Consider the following 23,996-nt stretch of genomic DNA (forward strand, 5'->3'; position numbering starts at 1 on the left):
AGGTTGTTATGATCGCATGATAAGTTGAAGTAGCATCGGGAATTTGTGAAACAAAAGGGGCTGTACCGATTAGTCGGCAGCCCCTCTCCTTAGTTGCCAGTACAGCTCCAATCAGCTTATTTCAGCTTATCCAGCGCAGCTTGGCCGTTTGCCTTATACTTCTCAAGCGTTGCCGCTACGGATTGATTTTTTATGATAATGTCATCCATGATCGTGAAGAACGGGAAGTCTGCTACGCCTTCTTCAATCGAAAGGCGACCAGTACCGTTTACATGCTCGATCGCCATCTTGATATCAGCTTCGTTCTTGAAGCGGGACTCAAGCCAGTCTTGACCAAGGTACTCTTCTGTCGCAGGGATATCTTGCAATTCTTCGAAAATTTGGTACACGATTTCCGGGTCCTTCGTTCCTTTTGGAATAAAGTAACCATTTTGCGCCGTGTTCGCGAATGTGTATTTCCCGTCGCTTTGCGGACCTGCCGGGTTAGGCACGATACCAACCTCGAAGGTCAGATCACCCATGTTCCAGTCATAGTTGATCGACATGGCGACATCGCCGTCTTTAAACGTATTTGTTTCGTTCCAGTCCATTTTATTGCCTGATTTCACTTTCACGACATTCTCCACACTGTAGAGACGGTTAACGAATTCAAGCGCTTCAGACATCTTCGGATCTGTAAAACCTAGCGTTAAGTCCGTATCGGTAACGAACAGCGCGCCGTTCGTCACGCCAATGTGACGAGCCGCGTCAGCTGCCCAGCCTGCGTAGCCCCATGTATCTTTCTTGCCATCGTTGTTAGAGTCAGTCGTTGCTTGCTTCGCGATTTCCATGAACTTCTCCCAAGTCCATTCGCCGTTGTTGTACAGATCCTGCGGATCCTGCAAGCCAAGCTTCTTGATTAGATCGCGGTTATAGTACAATCCCACTGCCGAAATGCCGGGCGTGTTGAACGAATATTCCGTTCCGCCGATTGCTGGCAGCTTCTGAACGTGCTTCTGTTCTTTGTTGATGTCGTTATCAGCCGTTGTGAAGTCTGTAAGCGGAAGTACCAAGCCTTGTTTAATTGGCGCGATCGCGCGTTTGAACTCCATGATCGAAATGTCGGCCATCGGCTCACCCGCAAGCACTGCGGTCGTGAACTTGTCCATGTATTGATCGAACGGAATGTTCACGAATTCGAGCTTCATGTTATATTTTTCTTCGAGCTCTGCAATCTTCGCGAGGGAGGCTTTCTCGCCAGCCGTTTCACCTTTTGGCTTGCCATCCCACCACATGGAGATTTTGACTGTGCGGCCGCCTAAATCGATGGCTTCCGCCACAGGCTCGTTCGCTGCGGCATTTTCTTCGGTTGCGGCATTGTTTGCGGCAGGTTCAGTAGTTGTGTTGGAAGCAGTGTTGCTTTCGGTTGTGTTTGAGCCATTGCTGCTGTTATTGCTGTTGCCTCCTCCACATGCACTTAGAGTAAGCATTAAAGCGACAGACAAGATTGTAAGTGCTTTCATTTTTCTCATTGCAAAACAACCTCCTATTTGTTTGTCTTGCCGTACTTCGGAGCAATAGCCAATCCGCCCTCGAACTGCATTTCTTTACCAGATTCCCCAACGTAAACGTTTACATTTCACCGTTTAATGTTTTCTCACCACCACCGTTAGGCTAACTTTCACAAAACTACATGCCGATCATAGCACCCACTACCAAAAACAGTCAATTAAATTTTGGTTAAAATAACAAATTAAATTATCTTTAGTTTTTAAACTGTTATGTATTTGTTATTTTGTTAGGTCATAAGACATTCCAAAACGGCATATAAATAGCCCGCCTGAGCGCTTCGACGCATTCAGGCGGGCTTAAAGGCTCCCGAATTCAGATAACGGATTCCATGCTCGCAACGGGATGAGCATGGGCATCTCGAATAATAATATCGCCGTAAATCAACTTTTTCTCATAGGACGAGCTCGGATTAAGGATCCGCCACAGTATCTGATCGACTGCTCTCATTCCAAGCAATTCCTTGTTCACATTGACCGTTGCAAGAATCGGATAATTGTCGCAGGTGTTGTCGTAGCCGGTAACGGCGCATTGTTCTGGCACCTGGATCTGAAGCTTATTCAGCTCTTCGATCAAATACCTTGCATTCACGTCGTGCGCGCAGACGAAAACCTCAGGCAGCTCTCCCAGCTTGATCTTGGAGAATAACAGATACATATCTTGTGCGTCGGGACCGATCAGCTGCGGGTCTTGATTTAATTCGATCTGGTAGCTTTCCAACGTCGTACGGAAGGCAAGCCATCTCTCGAAATAGCTAGGCGCATCCTTGATGCTCCCAACATACTGGAACTTCCGGTATCCCTTGCTGATTAATTTCGTCATGAGCTCCTGCATACAGCTGAAATTGTCGGAGAATACCGTGTCGCAATGGAGTGCCGGATCACTGTGGTCGATCATAACGACAGGGATATTCATTCGTTTAATATCGAGCAGAATCTGAGTCGAAACAGAGCCGATCGTAATGACGCCTTGAATGGCTTCTGGCTTGAGAAGAGAAAATACATGTTCGCCAGACGGTTCGGTCAGTGTAATAATGTCCATGCCCCGTTGGCTCAATCTCGCGTTGACGCCGTCAAATACAGGACCCCAGTAAACGGAATCCCGATTCTGATAACGCACGTTCGGAAACAGTACGACAATGGTTCCGCTCCGCTTCACGTCCTCATGCTCGTTCAGCTCTCCCGTAAACCGGGAGGGCTCATTATTTTTGAAGTATCCGAGCTGGCCTGCCGCTTTCATGATCATTTCTCTCGTTCGCTCGCTCACGCCATTCTTGCCTGATAGCGCGCGCGACACAGCAAACTTTGAAACGCCAGCAAAATCGGCGATTTCTTGGATTTTCACTTTCCCTCTCATTCGGACCAGTCCATTCTGTGCACAATTTAGGTATCTCAGCCTATTGATCGGTCTTTGACCGCATATCGATGAATGAGTCCAAATTTGCAGCTTGTTGTAAACTAATCATAGCAAACCGTTTGCCAAAGGTAAATCAGATGTTGCAATTTGTTATGTATTTGTTTGGTCGAATGGCTAATTATTAACGAAATCTCCATTTGGACATACAAAGAACGACCTTGCAGACTTCAAAGCCGCAGGTCGTCCCTTATCGTTTCAATCTGGTGCGCAAAGCGCCTTGGGATGCGCCTTCAATCCACGTTCAGTGGTTTGGAGGCATTTTTGCATTATCATATATAATCATTACACAAATCAGCCCGTTAGCTGAATAGGCTGCCGGTCGATCTGCCGACAGTAATCGGGTGTCGTTGAACTATCGTACCCGTTTCTTGTCCTCCGACAAGCGCTCCACCCAATTGAACTAATTATGTATTCAATAGGCCTTGCTATTCCTTATGAGGTATAAGTGCTTCCAGCAATTCCTTCCGATACCGATTAGCTATTGGGTCATATACGCCGAAGCCCGAGCAATATTCCCAATAAGCCCAGCTGAAACCGCGCTTCTCCGCTTCCTCTCGCACAAAGGTCGTCCAACGTGCTCGTGAAGGCATATCGGCTTTGCTGTACGCGCCGAACTCGCCAAGATAGATCGGGCGATGGTGCTCCTTTGCCCAATTGCTCACCTTATCAAAGGCTTCCACAATTGAATTGGGACCTGCCGGATTCGTTTCCACCGGTTTCGTATTGTAATCTTGTAACCAATCGTCCACCCACTTCACCTGCTTTGCGGCAGTGATCGGTTCCACCTTCTGCGCCGGAGGACCTGGCCAAATGATGCCGATGGTTGCGATTTCCGGCCCTCCCCATTCTGCCCCCTGGTGGGTGAAGAGAAAAGGATCGTAATAATGGAACGTAACGATCACGTTTTGTTCGTTAACCGGAATGTCGAGCGACACAAGTTCAGCATAATTGCTCCAGTTGACGGAGCCGATAATGACCGTATGCCACTGATCCTCGCTCCGAATCGTATCGAGCGCTTTCTTCATCATTCTATTCCATTTTGACCAGGTCAGAGAACCGTTTGGTTCATTGAGCAGCTCAAAATACACATTGCTGGGAAGCTCCTTGTACCGTGCCGAGATTTGCTTCCATAGCGCCAGAAAACGAGCCTCTTGCTCATCTGGATTCAGATAGATCTCATCGAAATGGTGCATGTCAAGAACGACGTTCAGCTCCTGCTTCAGCCCCTGGTCGACGACCCAATCAATGCGTTCGAAAAACTTAGCGTCAATAGCGTAAGGAGCTTTCGCGTCCGCATGCGCCGACCACTTGATCGGAACGCGGACCGTTTCGAAGCCTGCATCCTTGATCGTCTTGAAGTAGCTTTCCTGTAAAATGATTCCCCATTGCCCTTCAATCGGCGCCTCAAGCGCGTTGCCAAGATTGACTCCTCTCCCGAGCTGTTTCGCCTGTTGAAATACGTCAAGCGGCGCCGACTGCGGGTCACGCTTCGGCAGTTTCGCGTCCGGCGTAGTCGCGGGCAAAGCAGCCGGAGTCGGGTCGGGAGACAGTGTATTCTCCTCCGCTATGCTGGCCGCCGGCGTGGCATTCTCCGTCTTGTTCGATACCTCCTTTCCTAGGTTTTGCGTGCTACCCTTACACCCCGTTGCCAAAACAAACATGAGCAGCAAGACAGTGATCGCAATACTCCATATTTTCAATGTCACGGACCCCCTTGAAGTCATTCATTCTAAAACCTTTTCTAAAACGAAGATCACTTCTCTTGAATTGTATTTACATCTTAGTTCTTCTCTTCGTAAAATCCCGCTTTCATAGTCATCTACTCGGACTCTCTCCATTTCCTCCAGAGTTGAATCTTTGACTACCAATCCCGTTGGTTTAAATCCATTTTTTAAATAAAAAGCTTCTACTTTTGGATCGTCCGCTGAACCTACACCAATTTTATAATAGCTTCTTTTCTTCACCGCTGTTTCAAAGATCCGCAGCATGTTTGTTCCCAGCCCAACTCTAGCATATTTCTTTGTAACATCCAGATTAACCGCGATCCCATTCAAATTAATGACTGAATCATTTCTCTTAGACGGACTTCCATAGCAAATACCAACCACTTCACTACCATCCACTGTTACGAAGTACAAGTCAGGATTACTTTTCACCCTTTGCATAAAATCCTCAAAGTTCTCTATATCCAAATACTCGCACTGAAATGCATACGCTTTTTCATAATCACTTTCCTCGATTAATCGTATCTCTTTCTCCACCAGGCAACCCTCCGTATTAATAAATACGATTTCCGATAATCTAAAAGTCTAAGGCTCGGAATCCGGGTCTTAGACGCATTTTAGCTATAAACGGAAGCCCTGATGCTTCGCTCGAGCGGCGAGTAGCTATCGTATCCTTCTCGCTGCAGCGATAGTAACAGCGCCATATTTTAAACGTCGAAAACGGCGTGGCAGTAATTTTCGCGGATGTCGAGGGATTCTCGTGCACGACGCCGACCTTCTCTTCCAGCTTGCCCCACAGGAACGACTGCGCCTCCAGAGCTTTGTCGATGATCTGGTCGATTTGTTCTGCCGTCTGTAAGCCAGTTTAATTGCATAATTTCATGAATGTTTTGAACTAACTTTTGTACTACTTGTGTCACAACACCACACCATAACGTGCTTAATTCCACAAAGACCCCAGAAATCCTTGTTTTGATTGAACTAATCTGCCGTTACTTCAACGAAACAAGGAGCAGCTGCCGCTGGCAAACTGCTCCTTGTTCGTTTAGCTATTTTTCTCCGTTAGTTTAATCATTTACCTTTGTAATTCCAATGAAGTCCCCAGTTTCGGCAGCCAAATGATAAAGGTTGTCCCTTTTCCATGCTCACTTTCTACTTTAATTCTTCCTTTATGCCACTCGATAATACTATAGCTCATCGATAAGCCTAGACCTAATCCGTATTTTTTCGTTGAATGAAAAGGAGTAGATAGCTTCTCCAGCGTATCTTTATCCATTCCATATCCATCGTCTCTGATTACAATTTCAATCCCATTATCAAATTGGCTCTGTTGGATTACAACGGATATGTTCCCATCAAAGTCGATGGCATCAAAGGAATTTTGCAACATATTTAGAATGACCTGTTTTATTTTGTCCTTATCGATGTGAATCTCATCTTTATAACATGGTTGATACTGAATCTTTATGTTTTTACTATGGAAGTCACTTTCCATTAATGCCAAAGTATCTTCAATAAGTTCATGTAGGCTTACACCAGTTTTTAAGATTTCTTTTTGATCAGGTTTAGCCATCATTACGAATTGCTGAACAAGATTTTTGATTCTTTCTAATTCACTAAAGATGATTCTAAAATAGTCTTTTTGCTTATGGTCAGCTGTTTTGAAATTTTCTTTAAGGAGCGCTAATAAGCCTATGATTGACGTAAGCGGATTTCTGATCTCATGCGCAAGTCCTGCGCCGATTTTGCCGATAGCTGACAATTTCTCGCTTAGCATGAGTTGTCTTTCTAAGACTAGTCTTTCTGTAATATCTCTAAACTGGCCAAAGGCACCGATTATTTGATTGGATTCATCGTAAATTGGAAAGGAGTCAAATAAAAAAGTTTTATTCGATATCGATATTTCGATATCTTCATACTTTTCACTGCCTCTCAACACATTTTCCATGTATTCTCCGATAATGGCTACTTCTGCAATTTGACGATTGCATAGTTCATCATTTTTACTAGCCAACACTTTCTCGGCATAAGGATTGATTTCAACTATTTTGCCGTCTTCATTGGTCATAATGACCCCGTTTCGACTGGTTTCCATTAGCACTTGATTCAAGACTAGCAATTTCTTATTCTGTTTCTTGGTTATTACCTCTCGTTCAATAGAATCTACTGCAGACTGGAGCAATCCTAGATGGTATGGACTTACATGATTAGCAGCCATCATCATAGTAATGGTCCCGCTTATCTTGCCTGAAGCATGGAATGGCACGGAGAAACAAGCACTTTCATGCAAACAACGGAAGAAATGGTCTGATCCGATGAGTTGGGCTGATTGTCCCATTCTTAAGGCCATTTCAATACTATTCGTGCCTACTTTCTCTTCCTCTAATCTGATTCCGGTGGATAAACCTAATGATTCAATTTGCCACTTTATCATTTCATCCCCGTACAATTCCAAAATATACCCTTCATGATCCGTGATACAGATCAAAACGGCTGTCCCATCCAAATCAGATATTAACCTCGTCATAAACTTTCTTGCTACGGAAATGGTATCATCAAGATTTCTCTTCTTTTGATCCAACACACTTTCCGGCAATTTGTCTTTAGGAGACGGCAAATCATTTGGATTTAAATTTTTATCGAAACATATTTGGTGCGAATTATTAATATATGTGTTTCTTAGTTCCGTTATCATTAGAGTCACCAACCGAAAAATATTGTGTAAGCCATTTAATCCAATTCCCTATGCGATGACGCTTCTATCGACGCAAGATGTGGCTGACCTCAATTATAGCCCATTAAAAAGAGGTTAACCATTAGTTAAGTGACTAACTATTTCAAAACCTAATTTACTTATTAAGTATTGTTCAATAATCTATGATTAATCAAACCTGCCCGTTAACGTACTGAAGCCACCGTTGATGCCGGCACCTTCGTCAGAGTTGTGTATTGAGCTAACATCCCGTTAGCCATTCATGCAGCGCAAGAAACAGCGCTGCACCACAGAGGATGAAAATAGAAATGCCGTCAATAATGCTACTACGGCTGGGAGATGAAGGTCGATCAACTATGGTGCGTTAGAGCCCATCCGATAGTCTGACTCCGACGACCACGGTGCATCACAGAATGTCGCTCCCCTTTGGGGAAGCACTCATGGTAGATTAATCCTATTTGGTTTGTTGCACCAGCTCCAATTACAGAGCCGTAGAAAGGAACCTATCAATGGATATTCTCATTGAACGCGCATGTGGTATGGATGTTCATAAAGACTCTATTACTGCATGTGTAATGACACCTGAAGGAAAGGAGATTTGTACGTTCCCTACTAAAACAGTCTTTCTGTTGCGGCTGATCGACTGGATTAAAAACCATGGATGTTCTCATGTCGCAATGGAAAGTACAGGCGTATTTTGGAAGCCAATTGTTAACCTCTTAGAAGCTGAAGACATTGAGTTTTTAGTCGTGAATGCCCAGCACTTTGGTTTTGACAAGAACTTGATCCAATAAATACAAAAAGCCGCAATTATCGCGGCCTTTAATGAGATAATGTTCTTGTCACCCGACATCTCCTTAAAAAAAAACTTATAACATAACCAATAATAGCACCTACAATAATACCTGTAATCCCTAAGTTAAGTACATTGAAAATACCAATAATTATTATATATATTTGCTCTATTCTTAATACATGAGTCTGAATGAGAAAATTGAATCATTTCGAGGAAGCGTAACAAAAACAGCAGCCGATATCGGCTGCTGTTTGCTATTCCTAGGCGGTTTTTAATTCCCTCTACACCTTGAATACTTTCTTCGTCCTCAGTCGGGCTTGATCATCTCCACCGGCTATTAATATGTGATGCGAGTCCGTACCTGCCGGGAACGAGATCATTTTATAATCACCCTCCAATTAGATACGTTTCCACTTCTTTTCCGAATCAATTGCTTGCCGATTTTTCAATTCGAATGATTTACCAAGCAGTCGCACCGCCGTCGACGGCGTAGTTAACTCCCGTGATGTACGCGGCTCGATCAGAAGCGAGGAATGCAGCGAGTTCTACAAGCTCCTCGGGTTGTCCGAACCGCTTAAGAAGCGTCTTCTTCGTAACGGCGTCCCGCGCCTCCTGATTGTCTCCTAAATCGCGATCGCTGGCCGGAGTGAGAAACGGTCCAGGACTGATAGCCACCGCGCGGATTCCATGCCGTGCACCTTCCAAAGCTAGCTGCCGGGTCATGGAGATAACGCCTCCTTTCGCCGCCGCATGCCCCACCATCGGAGGAACATCGCCGGCGATAATACCGGAAATGGAAGCGACGTTTAGTATGACGCCACCGCCTCTTTTCACCAAGTGCGGCCAGGCGTACTTCGATACGAAAAAGGGAATGTCGAGTTCTCCGGCAATCGTCCTCCGCCAATCCTCGATCGAGAAGTCCGGCATCGGTCCGAATTTCTGTATGGCCGCATTATTGTAAATCACATCAAGTCCGCCGTAAGCTTGAGCGGCTTCCTCTACCAGCTTCTTTACTTGTTCGTGATCGGTGAGGTCGATCGGTGCGATGCCTGTCATTTCGCCTCCGGCGCTTCGCACGAGTTCGACCGTCTCGTTATTTGCCTCTACGTTTATATCGCTGCCGACTACTTTAGCTCCTTCGCGGGCGAAGGTCAATGCCGCGACGCGACCCAGTCCTCCGGCGGTTCCCGTTATAAGTACAACTTTATTATCAAGAAATCTCATGATTTTTCCTCCTGGTATTCAAATTGTCATCTGAATTTAGTTATTATACAGAAAGAGAATATGGTAAAAACAAGAAAATATCCTGTACCATAAATGCAGGCACCAGTAGCAATGCTTTCTCTTAATGTTTACTACACGAACTAACTCAAATATTATTGACGAAGTTTTTTTAGTGCCCCACTCCAGGCAAGCACTTGATCGATCATACCATTAATATTCGTCAGATGAAGATCGGCTGGTTTAAATGCACCATCTTTAAAGTCGGTGAACAAAGACAACGCCGGATGTACGCGAACATCCGCTACGGACAACTCACCTAGAATGCCCCTAAGAACTGGCAAGTTTAGAATTCCACGATTACTTGCCGTTTAGAGGTGTCGAGATTTCTTGTAGGAAACGGCCGAAGTTCCCTTCCGACCAGTGCTCGACGGATTTGCCGTTCTCAATGCGGTCGATGGAAATGCCGCTGAGGTGGACTTCACGGCCGGATGCTGGGATTCCTAAAATCGTGCCGGTATGGACGCCTCCCAGGGTCCAACGCGTAACGACTTTGTTGCCCTCTACGATTTGATCGAGCACTTCCAATTTATAACCTTTGAGCGCTCCTTTTAGCTCGAGGTCGCTAGCAAGCCAAACTCCACGGTCCATGGGACCGTCGAATCCGTGAAGCAACAGGTCCTTCGAGATATACTTATCGAAGCCGGCAGCGAGATCCCCGTTGTAGCTAGCGTAGAACGCCGCGGCTACTTGTTTTGGATCCTGTTGGTTGTTTAGAGGTGTCGAGATTTCCTGCAGGAAACGACCAAAGTTTCCTTCCGACCAGTGCTCGACGGATTTGCCGTTCTCAATGCGGTCGATGGAAATACCGCTGAGGTGGACTTCACGGCCGGATGCTGGGATTCCTAAAATCGTGCCGGTATGGACGCCTCCCAGGGTCCAACGCGTAACGACTTTGTTGCCCTCTACGATTTGATCGAGAACTTGCAGTTTATAACCTTTGAGCGCCCCTTTTAGCTCGAGGTCGCTAGCGAGCCAAACTCCGCGATCCATGGGACCGTCGAACCCGTGAAGCACCAATTTCTTTGAAATATATTTCTCGAAGCCGGCAGCGAGATCCCCGTTGTAGCTAGCGTAGAACGCCGTGGCGACCTGTTTTGGCTTCAGTAGGTGATTGGCCGAGACTTCGCTTGATACTTGGACTTTATTGTTTTTAATGTATTGAGTTACTTGATTGGTTGGGGGAGCCTGGAGCTCCTGCAAGAATCGTCCGAAGTTCCCTTCCGACCAGTGCTCGACGGATTTGCCGTTCTCAATGCGGTCGATGGAAATACCGCTGAGGTGGACTTCGCGGCCGGACGCTGGAATTCCCAGAATCGTGCCGGTTTGGACGCCGCCCAGTGTCCAACGCGTGACGACCTTGTTGCCTTCCGCTATTTGATCGAGAACTTGCAGTTTATAACCTTTGAGCGCCCCTTTTAGTTCGAGGTCGCTAGCGAGCCAAACTCCGCGGTCCATGGGACCGTCGAACCCGTGAAGCACCAATTTCTTTGAAATATATTTCTCGAAGCCAGCGGCGAGATCCCCGTTGTAGCTGGCGTAGAACGCAGCGGCTACCTGTTTTGGCTTCAGTTGATGACTAGACGATGCACCCTGGTTGGATTTTTCAACTTTGTTCGCTCTTACAACAGTAGCTGCGTAAGAATGCGAATTATTCGAGAACGATACTGTTCCGACTGTACCAAGTGTCATCGTTAGAGCAAGACTTAATACCTTTAATTTATTATGGAATTTCTTCATCGCAAATTATCTCTCCCTTAGCATCATTTAGTTAAGTCTTTAAGGTATTCGGCTTAAAGAGACTCTTAGCACTTGTCTACTCGAAGTGGTTACTATCCGAGTAAGGTCATGCGTTCAGAACATCCCCCCGCCTGCGCCGATTGTTTGACCGGTGATCCATCGGGCTTGATCTGATACCAAGATGTCAGCCCCCACAGCGATAGCCTTACCACCGGCTTTGTACGATGCATTGCACGACCTCTTCGGCGTCTTGACGGGCACTGGGGTAGTAGTTGACTACCACGTTGACACCGTCCTTACTAAGACGCTCGCCGAGCCCTACCAATCCCACCCGACCCTCCGGTCACGAACACTACTTCGACCTGAAGAGATAATCTGTCCATGTAAATTCCTCCCTCCTTAATTTCTAGACTTAATTGATAAATTGGGGTTAACTTATCTAAGCTCCCTAGGCTTATCGGAACGCACGAATATTATAAGCTGCCCTACTATGATGCCGGCTTTCGATACGCTGTGAGAATAAATTGTTCCGCCCCTGTACAAGTACTACTTTACATCGATAATTACCGCATGATAAACACTATATCAATGTACATTAACATTAAATCTATATATAATAGTCGCTGAAGCATGATCAAACATGGAGGGTTTTCATGGAACTGCGACAATTGCGCTATTTTATGAAGGTAGCCGAGACCTTACACTTCGGACGTGCGGCCGAGCAATTGCATATGGCCCAACAACCGCTCAGTTATCAAATAAAGCGGCTTGAGGATGAGTTAGGCGTTGAACTGTTGAAGCGAACGACCCGTACGGTCGCGCTAACGTCCGCTGGCGAGGCGCTGCTGGCCGATGTTCAGGCCGGTCTTGGGCGAATTGACCGAGGGGTGGAAATAGCGCAGCGAATCGCGCGCGGTGAAGGCGGCAAGTTGATTATTGGTTACTCAAGTTACAGTTTATACAGCGTTCTGCCACCCATTGTGCGCGTGTTTCGAGAACGGTTCCCGCATTTTGAGATCGTGCTTCTCGAGTTAGTTTCTCCTGAATTGGAGCTTAAGGTTCTAAACGAAGAAGTGGACATTGGCTTCTTGATGTTCCCCGGCGCCAAAATGTCTGGATTGGCGTATGAAACGATCTATCAGGAGCCAGCCGCGATCGCGCTCCCCAAGAATCATCCCCTAGCCGAGCGACAATCACTTTCGCTCCGGGAACTAGAAAACGAGAAGTTCGTGATGTACTCACGCAGCGCAAATCGCATGATCTTCGACGATTTCATTTCGTTATGCCATTTGGCTGGATTTAGCCCCGTCATTAATCAAGAGGCGGCAACCGAGTCTGCTATCATTAGTCTTGTGGCAGCCGGAGTTGGGGTGTCTCTAGTAGCGAGCAGCATTAGCAGAGTTCGACCGGATGAAGTCGCCTATCGACGACTTATCGATCCCCCGCTGATCTCGGAGGCGGCAGTGCTATGGAAGGAGGAAAAACAACTACCGATTCTGCAAGAAATACGTCAGATCGCGCGAGAGGTAACACAAAGAGAAGGTTCTGATTAAAGTAAAAGTCCACCAGGTTTTTCACTCGGTGGACTTTTATTGTCTTGCGCAATTTATGTTTGCTATTTGACAATCACCTCTTGAGCGCCTCTTGAAATTTCCGCCTACGTGAACCCAGCAGCCCAATTACGTAATGTCAATTACTATTGTTATAGCCCTTTAGCCATCCGTTCACCTTGAAACAGCCAGCTCATTTGCTGCGTTAATCTGCCCGTTAGCGTAAAGGCATCTTCCCCGCATTGCATCGGCTGAGAATATGGTATGCCACGAGTATACGATCCGTGGTTATTTTCGTGATGTAACCCATGTACGTAGCGCTTGCAGGCTTCGATTCGACGACATACCGCGGATTCTAATGCATATATGTTCTTGTCCTCTTACAATTAAGAACTTTGGTATACGCTTCGCCATAGCACTTCCTCAGAACTGAAGAACCGTACTTGGTGGCTCTAGCGGTTACCCAGCTCCGCGGATTACTTTTGCGCTTTGGCTAAATCTATATAGGTTGAGTGACCTTCATTCTTTCGAAGATTTCCAATCGTTTGTTTAAAACTCGATCAAGAATAGCATAATAAAGGAAAACTTAGCGCGCTGATTCAGGGGATGAAAAATGACAGCAATCTCTTTAGAAGCTTTAAAGCAGAAACTCGCCCTAATTGAGGATGCGGAGATAATTGATCGAGATACTACCGACGGACTTCGTTTGACATTTATTTATCTTGAAACCTTAATCGATCAGGAGCGTCTTAACGAATCGATTCTTGAGCCCCTCGTTCGATCATTCCAAAGTTCGGTGGAAAGAAGCCTGACTACCGCCAAAATTGCACGTTTATCCAATTTGGAGCAAGCCCTCCAGAATCTCATGAAGGGCTCAGTGCTAGTTTACGACTCATCCAGCGGGCGATGGAACGCTATTATGCTCCCCAACTCGCTCGGCCGGTCCATCGAAACCTCAGAGACGGAAACAATAATGTTCGGCCCGAAAGACAGTTTCAGCGAGCAGCTGGAGCAAAACATCTTGCTGATTAGAAGAAGGCTTCCTTTAACAGCGCTCAAAACAGAGAGATACTCCGTCGGCTCCTTAACCCAAACAACCGTAGTCCTTATGTACATCGACGGGCTAATCAATCCGGAATTTGTAGCGGTCGCGAAAAAAAAGCTTTCCAGCATCGACTTCGATATGTTTTTGGATTCTTCACATGTTGCAGCGTTTATGGAAGACCATTATCACAGCATCTTTCCTCAATATCTCCAGACCGATCGACCGGATTCTTGCGCGTATGCACTAGGCATCGGAAAATTGGTCATTTTAGTGAATAACACTCCTTTTGCTTTAGTCGCTCCGATTACGCTGTTTCACTTGTTTCAGTCGCCGGAGGATTATATTAACCGATGGTTGGTAGCTAGCTTCTTGAGGCCGTTACGCTATCTCAGTTTCCTTCTTTCCATTACTCTAATTCCACTTTACGTGGCATTAACGACTCATCATTATCAAATGCTTCCCCTGCAAATTTTATATGTAATCATCGAGTCTCGTAGCAAACTGCCACTATCCCCCTTCTGGGAAGCGTTAATTATTCTTGTTACGCTAGAAATTATAAAGGAAGCCAGCCTAAGAATGCCGACCAAAACGAGCCAAAACTTGGGGGTTATTGGTGGAATCGTTATTGGACAAGCTGCGGTAGCAGCCGGATTCGCAAGCAAAGTACTAATTGTATTGGCAGGCATTTCGGCGATTTCCACTTTTCTCGTTCCAAACTATCTGGTCACCAAATCCAGTTTACTGCTTCAATTCATGTTCTTGATTCTCGCGTCCTATTTGGGCGTTCCCGGTATCTTGCTTGGACTTGTCGGCATGCTTGCCCATCTGAACGGGCTTACGTCCTTGAACCAGCCCTACTTGGCGCCGGTATCTCCGTTTTATTGGAGAGATTGGGTCGATCTCTTCGTCCGAGGGCCGCTACACGCTATGCGCAATCGTCCTGAAGCATTGCGTCCTTTGAACAAGTATCGTATGAACCGAAGGAGTAAATGAACCTATGCAAGCTATATCGCTGTTTCGAAAAACCTCACATCAAGAAGGCGGTTTTTACGCGCTCTTCCTCACCAATAGGATTCAAATGCTTTATTACATGATTGTCATGCCCTCAACCCTTGTTCAACCGTATATGTTGTTGGCGATTGTAGCAATGGGCATAGCCTCCCAATGTTGCCTATATATGCTGTCCAAGTGGTTCGCAACCCCCTACTCTGCCCAAGGGTACCAGGGTTTTGAAAGATTATTCGGAAAAACAGGTATCAAAATTTTAGCTTTGGCAAGCTTGCCTCTCCTTTTGCTCAAGATCTCTTTCATTTCAATCAGTTATGCCGAAATCATGCAGCAATTTGTTTTTCCCTCTATGGACCGAGAATGGCACATTGTGTTTCCTTTTATCCTTAGCTGCTATTTGGCGCTGTTTGGAATGGAAAACATGGTAAGGTTCGTAACGGTCGTGTTCATTGGAACGATATGGATCTTCTTTTTGTATATTCCGTTTTTTTCCGTGCAATCAAATTCAATTCACGATCTATACCCTCTCATCCCCATTGGCCCAGAGCCGTTTGCATGGAAATCCCTACTGCTCGTTTTTTCGTCGTTTTCCGGTCCTGAATTATTAATCGCTATTTCATACTGGCTGAATCCGCAACGGAAAATGCTCAAATATTTGACGATCGCTAACGCCATCTCGGTCGGCGAGTATCTCATTATTTCCATTGCGTCCTTGCTCTTCTACGGCTCCAAATACTTACCAACCATCAAATACCCGAACGTGGAGATGGGGCGCTACCTGCAATCTCCTGTATTCGAAAGGGTCGATATTATCCTGATCTCGGCATATTCGTTCAGCTTCCTTTACTCAGGCGCTTTGTTCGTGTTAATGATATATGGCGCATCTCGTTTGCTAGGCAAGACGAAGACAAGCACTACTCGTATTGGGCTGATAGTTAGCGGCTGTGCGGCGATGGCCGTCACTCTTCCGATCAGTAAATGGTTTTGGAAGCCCGGGCTCGAACAGGCCTTTTGGCTCGACCTGCAGATGTGGGCAGGATCCGCCACTTATTTGTTATCACCTCTCCTCATCTGGATCGCGATCAAGCGCAAAGCCAGGACAACGTCATGAAACGCTTCGTACGAGCAACGCTTGTGCTGCTATCATTTTCTTTGTTGACATTCGCATGCGGTTGCGTCCCCATTCCAGAGAACAATATAATCGAAGAAATCACGCCGATCATTTTCTGGTCCGTACAGGGTGGAGGAGAAAAAGACGGAAAGATAACAATCAGCACGCTCGTCCCCCCTCTTATCAAGGAGAAGAAGCGAGTCCTTGCCCTTAAGGTCTCTCTATTGAATGAAGGCAATAAGGGGTTTAATTTGACCTATTATAACGAACTGAAAGCCGGTCAAATCCGCTTGCTGTTCGTGGACGAAGCTTATGCGAAACGGGGACTGACCCGTCTTATCAATACCGTCCTGACCGATCCGAACATTTCGCAACGGTTGTACTTAGTCATTACGAAAGGCAACTTTAATGAATTCCTCGCCAAACACTTGGATGAAACAGACAATATCGATTATTACCTTTATCGCATGTTCAAACATTACGAGAAGAAAAAACAAGGCGAAATTACCGTCGTCAATTTGCACCAGTTTATGAAAATGCTGTATTCTCAGGTTTCCGATCCCCAGCTACCCGTATTTCGCGCGAAAGGCGAACAGTTCCTGTACGAAGGCACAGCATTTTTCGACCGGGACAGTATGGTTGCGGAGATACGTGGAAAGGACGATCAAATCAATCAATTGCTGTATAGGGACAGATTCGTACGATATTTAGTCCTTCCTGACCTCTCGGTTACGCTAGGGCATATTCGCGCGCATACCCGAAAGAAACTAACCCCGGATTTATCATCCCTGTCCATCGAAATCGACGTGAAGGGAAGAATTGATGAATTGGATTCGCTCGCAACAATCGAAGATAACTTCCAATATGCCGCTCTCACACAAAAAATCGAACGGTACTTGGAGGAGAATGTCATCCGTTTGTTCTCCCAAATGCAAAAATTGCAGATTGACCCCCTTCAAATCGGGGCGTTGACTGCTAAACCGTTCTCCAAACCAATAACCAGAGATACATGGGATCGGCATTGGTCTACTATGAAGATTAATGTAAAAGTGCGGCTGCATTTAGAGCCTCTGACGAAGGTGAAATAGGAAGTTGGAATCTTGTTCAAAGACTGTTGCTGTCTTATTGAATTCAGAGGGAGATCACAATAGTTTTAAATTCTAATCCCTTTTGAGGAATGACGAGTAGATGGGTAAAATCACGTCAACAATGGTTCCTTCGTTGACCGTGCTTTCGATGTGAATACTCCCTCCGTGTTCCGGGCCAGACTCCGCCTGGGCCTGCTGCATGAAACGCTGGAGACATTCGTGCATTCGACCTTGCTGGAAAGGCCCGTGCACGTCAAAGGCTGCGGCGCGTTCGGCTACGTTCAGACGACGCATGCCATGTCGGCGCACACGAAGCTTTGTTTTCTGCAGCAGCCGGGACAGCAAGTCCCTGTCACGGTGAGATTTTCGCTGGCCGTCAGCAACAAAGGCACGCCGGATACGTCCTCGTTTTGGGGGGTCATCAGTTGCACGTAGAGCCCGTATTCAATCGTCTTGCCAGCGTGCAGCGTGTCATACAAGTCTTGCTCGGCATAATCCGAATTCTCACCTGCGAGCCGGGCCGCCCGCAAGATTCAGGCACAGCCTAAAGGCTAGGTTGCGTTACGAGGAATTACGGAAATGGGTTTGACTATTAAACCAATTATTTTTCTGCAATCACATATTCTCCCGTCGAAGGAAAGGAAGAGCTCCGCATCGTTAAAGTCAATACGATTGATGACAAGGGCTCAAGCCTGGCGACCTTTACGGCGACATGGGATAAACGGTTAACCTCACGAGGATTGCTTCAGACTGCAGAACGGACAGCATTCAAAGCGGATGCGGCTGTTCATGTATGGGGCATACAGGCCAAGAGCACTACGGTATCAACGGCGATCATCACTTCTATCTGACGGCCTCCGCGGTCATCCGAACTATAGAACAAATCCCCGATGGAGCCGGCTGATGAAAAAAAGGAAGCGCATCTGCGCTTCCTTCTCTCCTTGCCAAGCTGCTTATTCGGTTAACCCTAAATCCAAGCTCGTATTCAGCGCACGCAGGATGAGGACAACAGCCTCTTCGCGCGTTGCATTCGCGTTCGGTGCAAAGGTATGTTCCCCTCTGCCTTTCACGACGCCTGCTTCAGTCAATGCATCAATCGCTTTCGCTGCCCAATGATTATTCAAATCGGTAAACGTGCTGGTATGAGTGGCTTTGCCAAAGTCGATGACCTTAGCAAGAATCGTTACCATTTCTGCACGCGTAATCTGCTGGTTCAGCTTAAAGGTGCCGTCGCCGTAGCCCTTAATGAAGCCCAAGGCTTCCAATGCGCTGATCGCGCCATGTGCCCAGTGGTCGTCTTTCACATCTGTGAACGAGACCTTGGCCGATCCAGTCAGGCCAAACGCATTCGCAAGCATCGAAGCAAATTCGGCGCGCGTCACGTTCTTCTTCGGCAGGAACGAGTCGTCCGCATAACCTTGGACAAACCCGGCTTTCGAAGCCAATTCGATGGACGAAGCGCTCCAAGAAGTAGACGGAACGTCGCTGAACGTAACGGACGTCGCATCGGCCTTTGCTTTGCCGATCCGATCTTTCACCGCCGCACCATCCACGGAAGCGTTCAATACAGGCGTTTCTGGCGTCGGCGTAACCGGCGTCGGATCCGTTACTGGAGGCGACGGAGGCGTTACAATCGGGCCCGAACCGCCCGTATTAGCTTGCGTAACCGTAATCGTCAGGTTTTCATTGAAGCCCCAATAGTAAACGCGCAGCTTCGCCGTACCCGGCTTAACGGCGGTTACGAGACCATCTTTGCTGACGGTAACCACGTCCGGATTTTTCGATTCGAACATCGCGAGATCCGTCACAACAGGTTCGCTTAGATCGCTCATCGTTGCCGTTGCCTTCAACTGTTGCGTTCCGCCGACCGTCATCGAATTCAAGTCAGGCGTAATTGTCAAGCCTGTAGCCACCGGCGTCGCATCCGCATACGTCGCTATTACCGGTATTCTGACTCCGATACCCTTGTATTGGCCAACGACGTTGGTTCCGCCTTTACGGTTCGTCCGCGTAATTTTGCCGTCCTCCGTAAGATCGGCAATCGTCGGCTCGCCGCTGAACCATGTCAGATCCGCATTGTTCAGTGTCTGAACGGTCGCGTCACTATAGATGGCTTTGACCACCGGAACAACCGGCTGATCGTCGGCATCATCGAACACGTAATACGTTGGATCTGCGACAAGCGTCATGATTTTCGGCTTGATCGGGTTCTTCGTCACCGTAACGTCGAATGCGATGGTATGGCCGAAGTACTCCCCAGTCACCCGCGTCGTGCCCTCTTTCGTCCCAGCGACAAAACGAACATAAGGCTGCTCGTTGTAAACTGCGACGAGATCAGGATCATCGATCTGCCAATCGACGAACCCGGATAGAGGGTCGGTATACGATTGCCCGTCTTTATCCGTATACGTTTCATTCAAGCCGACGAGCGAGGAACCTTGCGGATGAACGTCGACAGAATAGACGCCAGCCGCTTCGTCCGCATCGGCTGCGATGCCTTCCAGGTCGACAACCTCGAAGTGTAGCGTACGCTTATAGGTCACGCCGTAATGCTCGTACGTGAACACAGCATCCGTCTCCCCGGTTCCTACTGCCTCAAAACCGTTGTCCGTGTTGACGTTCACGACGCCCGGCTGCGAGAATGTCCACGCACCGTCTTCCACCGGGTAGGTATCACCCGTCGTATCCAAAGCGAATGGCTTCAGCTCGTATGGCGATTGTCCGTTGTACAATCTGAAGGACGCGCCGTCAAAGTACCACGAATACTCGGAAGTTCGGAAGCCGATGTCGAGCACGTCGGGCTGATTCGGCTGCTCGCTAACGGACACGTTCACGATCGTCGGCGTAAAATCGCCGTATCCGACGGTAAGCGTCGTTCTGCCCAACTTCTGATAGCCCGGATCTGGATTAACGTCACCCGTCGATTTTCCGAGGATGCTGACTGCGCCGTTATCCTTCACCACGTCGGCAATTTCGGTATCATAGACCGACCATGCTGCTTGGTCGCTCACGTCCTCCGTCGTGCCGTCACTCTTGACAGCGAGCAGCTGGACGGGGAATTTAGCCCCTTTTTGCACCAAAATCTTTGTGGTCGACAGAAGCAGCGCGTCAACCGTCGGTTCCGCTGCCGCGCCTTCGTCTGCCACTCTGACGTTGGAGGAGTAGTCGCCTTCCTTAACGGTGACGCGAACTGCGATGACCGCGCCGTCCAGTACCAGATGCACGCGGGTAGAGCCCGGAGCCACCGGCGTCAAGACGCCGTCCTTAACCGTAACCACGCCGGCATCCTGCGTCGACCACTTGCCTTGCGCGGTTACGTCCGCACTCGTGCCGTCACTGTAGACAGCCTGCACGGTAACCGGGCGAGGGCCAGCCGTAACATCCAGCGTTATTTTCGGATCACTTACAGTAATACCGGTAATCTGCTTCGGTGTCTCTGCAACCGGCGGCAATCCCTCGGAAGCAGCAACCTCAATCGTGACCGATTGCTTCTGTCCGCCGTACGACACTTCGATAGCTGCCGTTCCTTTGCCGACAGCTGTGATCTCTCCCTTGCGGTTAACGGAGACCACCTGCAGGTTGGCCGAGCGATAGACAGCTGCCTGTGTTTTATTCAGCGTCTCGCCGCCGGACATGACCGCTTCGACTGACAACGCTTCACGCTTGCCGAGCTGCAAGTTCAGCGAATCTGGCGTAACGGAAAGGGAGACCGCCGTCTTCGGATCTGCTTGCTTCACGATAACAGGTATAATGGCAACTTCATTCTTGTAGATCGCGCCGAGAACGGCCGAGCCGACGGATTCAGCAACGATCGTACCGTTGTCGCTGTGGTACGCTACCGATGCATCGGAAGCGAGCCAATCGCTGTCGGCGATTTTGGACGTGACGTCTTCAACTGTGCCGTCATTGTAAATGGCTTTGATGATTGGCGGCTGAACAGGTTTGCCATCCTTAATTTCCACGAAGGTCGGCTCAGCTACCAAATTCAGCACCTTGTTTGCAGCAGCGGCCTTCGTCACCGTCACGTTGAACGTGAACGGTTCGAGCGCTAAATAATGGCCCGTAATGGTCGTCGTGCCTTCCTTGCCGCCTGCAAAGATACGGCCGGAATCGTTGATGGTCACGATGGATTTATCCGCGACAGTCCATTCGATATCGCCCGTGACGTCATCTTCGTTATAGTTCTGGCCAGTCCGAGGATCCTCGGAGTAAACGCCCATGATCGTAATTTCCTGATAGCTCCGCGGCGGGAGCGAGATAGGCGTGTCCAGCTCCAGCTGCGCCATCATGTCCGGCGTATAGCGCTCCAGCTTGAACGGTCCGCCGACGAACACCTGCACGGAATTGACAAGCAGGCCGTCGTCATAGCCTTCTTCGCCTTCCGTGCCGGACGGCGCCGTATACTTATATTCGAAGTAAATATAGGCCATGCCTTTGCCGACCGGCGTAATGACGCCGTTCTGGTCGACAGTGGCTATGGATTCATTAGACGAATACCATTTGCCAAGATTCGTCACCTCGTAAAGATCCTGATCGGGATATTCCAGGTCCGCATAGATTTTATGTGGCGCGTCGGTCTCCATGATCTTCAGTACGCTTTCCGACATCATAAGACCGAACAACTGAAACGGAATCGGATCCTTCTGAACGGTGACCGCGATCGACAGTGTCGGCATGCTGCCGTATTTTACACGGATAAACGTCGAAGCCCCGCCCTTGATGCCCTTGATCATGCCGTGCGAAACGGTCGCAACCGCGGCATCGTCCGTGCTCCAGACGGCATCGGCTGTAATATCCCGCGTCGACCCGTCCGTGAACGTCCCATGCAAATGAAGCGGATAGTTCGTATCCGCCTCGACGAACACGTTCAGCGTGGACAGCAGGTATGTGACAAGCGTCGGCTCCGAAGGCTCTGCCGCTTCCGGCGCTCCGGCGCCTGCGGTGATCGTAACAGGAACGTTGACGACGGCGTCGCCGAGATTGAGGCGCACTTCCGTCGTTCCGGCCGCTTTGGCCGTAATGACGCCCCGGTCGACGACGGCGACGGCTGGATTCATGGACATCCAAGCGCCTTGCGTCGTCACGTCTTTCGCCGATCCGTCCTTATACTTCGCTTCGACCGTCACCGGATGGCTTCCCTCCGACAAGGCGAAGACAAGCTTCGACTCGCTTGGCGTCAGCGTGTCGAACTGCGCGGACGCGGCATCCTGAACGGCCGGTTGTTCATTCGCGGTTCCCGGCTCGACGCCGATACTCGTGCTTGGCGAGGCAAAAGCCATACTGCCGAACAACGAACCAATGAGTACTGTTAATACGAGCGATAATGATAGAGCTTTTCTGAAAACCTTCCGATGATGCATGACTTTCCTCCTAAATCAATTTTATATGTAACCCTTTTCAAAGAAAGGTTCATATACAACTAAAAAACTGTTATCCTATCTACTAGTAGATAGATTTATTAAATTAAACAAGACATAAAACACTTAATTTTCTGATATATTGTCAGGTTCATAATACCCGAACATTTTCCATTTATCAATCATTTCTTTGCTGAAACTTATCATTTAACTGCCATAGAACTAGTTTTACGCTCCTTTTAGGTATTTCGATGCAATATTGTGTCATATTTTATCACATATTGACGTTAGGTTATTTACCTGCGCAGTTTACTTAGTAATTATTTGTTCCCTTAGCATTAGGAACCCTATAATAAAAAAAACAACTACAGACCAGTACCTAAAATGCGGTCCAGGCTGTCGCTGTTTATTATGATATTTTATGGCATCGCCGATTTGTTCCCGTATTCTTAAGGGAACTCGAATGATGTTCTTGTCACCTAAACAATTAAAGACATCACGAGTCGTTGTTGTAACAATGTCTAGTGTAATTGAGCTGAAATGTACTGATTTGCTGTCAATAATCGTAATCGATTACCATAGCACGTGTCGCCTCGAGTTTCCAACGATTAACCTCAAAATCATCATGCAACGCGTGCCTTGTGTATGCAGCATAGTCCTCTTTGGTGCCGAAAACCATAGAAATCCCGTAATCAAAAGGGTTATTTGAATATAGCCGGAACGCACGGAACTGCTTCACGCCCGGGATCTTAGTCAACTGACTCTCGGCATCTCGCATGAAGGTTTCTGCAGCCTCCGAACCTGCCTCATGTTTCAGGTTAAAGATAACCTTATGATGAATACTTGGTTTGTACATAACGTTTTCTCCTCAATATAGATTGGATATTAAAAACGGTTCTTTAACAAGTACCACCACCGCAAATCTCTGTATCATAATCATCTTGAGTTTTAACTTCGTTCAATGCAGACTCAAGAACTTCAGTAAAAGCACCGATCGATTGGGCACCAGAGATGGCGTACTTGCCGTCAATCAAGAAGAAAGGAACGCCTTGTACACCTAATCTAGCGGCCTCTATTTGCTCTTCTCTTACGTCGCTCCCGTAACTTGTGCTACGGAGTATTTCCGTTGCTTGTTGTTGATCCAGCCCTGCTTGTTCGGCTAGTGACAGAAGCGTTTCGTGTTGCCCGATTGGCAGTGAATCCGTGAAGTAAGCTTTATATAATAATTCGAGAAGTTCTTGTTCTTTGCCGAATTCCCTCGCGAAATGAAGTAAGCGATGCGCGTCATTTGTATTAGCATTTTTCACGGTATCATAATTCAGAATCAATCCATCTTGTTGTGCCCTTTCAGTAATCGAACGGCTTTGCTTCGCGACACTTTCTATCGTAGTGCCGTACTTGGCGGCTGCATATTCTAAATAATTCTGATCGGTATGCTTCGTAGAATTAGGATCCAATTCATAACTGCGATGAACAACTTCCACTTGATCGCGGTTTTCGAACACTTGCAATGCTGCTTCCAAACGACGTTTTCCAATATAACAATAAGGACACATAATATCCGACCAAACTTCCACTTTCATGATTATCCTCCTTATACCACGCTCTTAGAGCTATAC

General features: G+C 47.6%; 15 protein-coding genes and 4 pseudogenes. 6 read left to right on the top strand and 13 right to left on the bottom strand.

The window, feature by feature from the left end; translation table 11 throughout:
- Positions 1–116: 116 nt before the first annotated feature.
- The 5 genes from AC0YNS_RS05665 to AC0YNS_RS05685 form a co-directional block, all read right to left on the bottom strand.
- On the bottom strand, positions 117–1,511 hold the full coding sequence (locus AC0YNS_RS05665) for an ABC transporter substrate-binding protein (RefSeq protein WP_475780024.1): 1,395 nt from the start codon (positions 1,509–1,511) through the stop codon (positions 117–119).
- A gap of 352 nt (positions 1,512–1,863) precedes the next feature.
- Complete coding sequence (locus tag AC0YNS_RS05670) at positions 1,864–2,904, bottom strand: substrate-binding domain-containing protein (RefSeq protein ID WP_475780025.1); 1,041 nt, start codon at positions 2,902–2,904, stop codon at positions 1,864–1,866.
- Between the two features lie 485 nt (positions 2,905–3,389).
- On the bottom strand, positions 3,390–4,664 hold the full coding sequence (locus AC0YNS_RS05675; RefSeq protein ID WP_475780026.1) for a glycoside hydrolase family 5 protein: 1,275 nt from the start codon (positions 4,662–4,664) through the stop codon (positions 3,390–3,392).
- Positions 4,665–4,688: 24 nt separating this feature from the next.
- Positions 4,689–5,225 carry a GNAT family N-acetyltransferase gene (locus tag AC0YNS_RS05680; protein WP_475780027.1) on the bottom strand — a complete coding sequence of 179 codons (537 nt, stop codon included), beginning with the start codon at positions 5,223–5,225 and terminating at the stop codon, positions 4,689–4,691.
- A gap of 538 nt (positions 5,226–5,763) precedes the next feature.
- Positions 5,764–7,383 carry an ATP-binding protein gene (locus AC0YNS_RS05685; RefSeq protein ID WP_475780028.1) on the bottom strand — a complete coding sequence of 540 codons (1,620 nt, stop codon included), beginning with the start codon at positions 7,381–7,383 and terminating at the stop codon, positions 5,764–5,766.
- A 527-nt stretch (positions 7,384–7,910) separates the two neighbouring features.
- On the opposite strand from AC0YNS_RS05685, the pseudogene AC0YNS_RS05690 reads away from it, so the two are divergent.
- Positions 7,911–8,165 (top strand): annotated as a pseudogene (locus AC0YNS_RS05690) (IS110 family transposase); the annotation flags it as partial.
- A 491-nt stretch (positions 8,166–8,656) separates the two neighbouring features.
- Here AC0YNS_RS05690 and AC0YNS_RS05695 read toward each other — a convergent pair.
- The 4 genes and pseudogenes from AC0YNS_RS05695 to AC0YNS_RS05710 all read right to left on the bottom strand — a co-directional run bounded on the left by AC0YNS_RS05695 (position 8,657) and on the right by AC0YNS_RS05710 (position 11,448).
- Positions 8,657–9,421 carry an SDR family NAD(P)-dependent oxidoreductase gene (locus AC0YNS_RS05695; RefSeq protein WP_475780029.1) on the bottom strand — a complete coding sequence of 255 codons (765 nt, stop codon included), beginning with the start codon at positions 9,419–9,421 and terminating at the stop codon, positions 8,657–8,659.
- A gap of 152 nt (positions 9,422–9,573) precedes the next feature.
- A pseudogene (locus AC0YNS_RS05700) lies at positions 9,574–9,753 on the bottom strand (NADPH-dependent oxidoreductase); the annotation flags it as partial.
- Positions 9,754–9,778: 25 nt separating this feature from the next.
- Positions 9,779–11,218 carry an ester cyclase gene (locus AC0YNS_RS05705; protein WP_475780030.1) on the bottom strand — a complete coding sequence of 480 codons (1,440 nt, stop codon included), beginning with the start codon at positions 11,216–11,218 and terminating at the stop codon, positions 9,779–9,781.
- A gap of 92 nt (positions 11,219–11,310) precedes the next feature.
- Positions 11,311–11,448 carry a hypothetical protein gene (locus tag AC0YNS_RS05710; RefSeq protein WP_475780031.1) on the bottom strand — a complete coding sequence of 46 codons (138 nt, stop codon included), beginning with the start codon at positions 11,446–11,448 and terminating at the stop codon, positions 11,311–11,313.
- A gap of 423 nt (positions 11,449–11,871) precedes the next feature.
- Here AC0YNS_RS05710 and AC0YNS_RS05715 point away from each other — a divergent pair, with 423 nt between their 5' ends.
- The 5 genes and pseudogenes from AC0YNS_RS05715 to AC0YNS_RS05735 form a co-directional block, all read left to right on the top strand.
- On the top strand, positions 11,872–12,771 hold the full coding sequence (locus AC0YNS_RS05715) for a LysR substrate-binding domain-containing protein (RefSeq protein ID WP_475780032.1): 900 nt from the start codon (positions 11,872–11,874) through the stop codon (positions 12,769–12,771).
- 610 nt (positions 12,772–13,381) lie between these two features.
- Positions 13,382–14,806 carry a spore germination protein gene (locus tag AC0YNS_RS05720; RefSeq protein WP_475780033.1) on the top strand — a complete coding sequence of 475 codons (1,425 nt, stop codon included), beginning with the start codon at positions 13,382–13,384 and terminating at the stop codon, positions 14,804–14,806.
- A gap of 4 nt (positions 14,807–14,810) precedes the next feature.
- Positions 14,811–15,932, top strand: a complete 1,122-nt coding sequence (locus AC0YNS_RS05725; RefSeq protein WP_475780034.1) for a GerAB/ArcD/ProY family transporter — start codon at positions 14,811–14,813, stop codon at positions 15,930–15,932.
- Entirely contained in the window at positions 15,929–17,020 is a 1,092-nt protein-coding gene (locus AC0YNS_RS05730) for a Ger(x)C family spore germination protein (protein ID WP_475780035.1), read from the top strand. Before AC0YNS_RS05725 ends, AC0YNS_RS05730 begins: the two co-directional genes overlap by 4 nt.
- A gap of 192 nt (positions 17,021–17,212) precedes the next feature.
- A pseudogene (locus AC0YNS_RS05735) lies at positions 17,213–17,425 on the top strand (catalase); the annotation flags it as partial.
- Here the strand turns inward: AC0YNS_RS05735 and AC0YNS_RS05740 are convergent.
- The 4 genes and pseudogenes from AC0YNS_RS05740 to AC0YNS_RS05755 form a co-directional block, all read right to left on the bottom strand.
- Positions 17,425–17,544: pseudogene (locus AC0YNS_RS05740) on the bottom strand (catalase); the annotation flags it as partial. The pseudogenes AC0YNS_RS05735 and AC0YNS_RS05740 sit on opposite strands and share 1 nt — an antisense overlap.
- A 429-nt stretch (positions 17,545–17,973) precedes the next feature.
- Positions 17,974–22,380, bottom strand: coding sequence for an S-layer homology domain-containing protein (locus tag AC0YNS_RS05745; protein ID WP_475780036.1), 4,407 nt, complete (start codon positions 22,378–22,380; stop codon positions 17,974–17,976).
- 553 nt (positions 22,381–22,933) lie between these two features.
- Positions 22,934–23,233 carry a Dabb family protein gene (locus AC0YNS_RS05750; protein WP_475780037.1) on the bottom strand — a complete coding sequence of 100 codons (300 nt, stop codon included), beginning with the start codon at positions 23,231–23,233 and terminating at the stop codon, positions 22,934–22,936.
- 43 nt (positions 23,234–23,276) lie between these two features.
- Entirely contained in the window at positions 23,277–23,960 is a 684-nt protein-coding gene (locus tag AC0YNS_RS05755; protein WP_475780038.1) for a DsbA family oxidoreductase, read from the bottom strand.
- Positions 23,961–23,996 lie beyond the last annotated feature (36 nt).

This window comes from Paenibacillus sp. J22FR21, assembly GCF_056269135.1.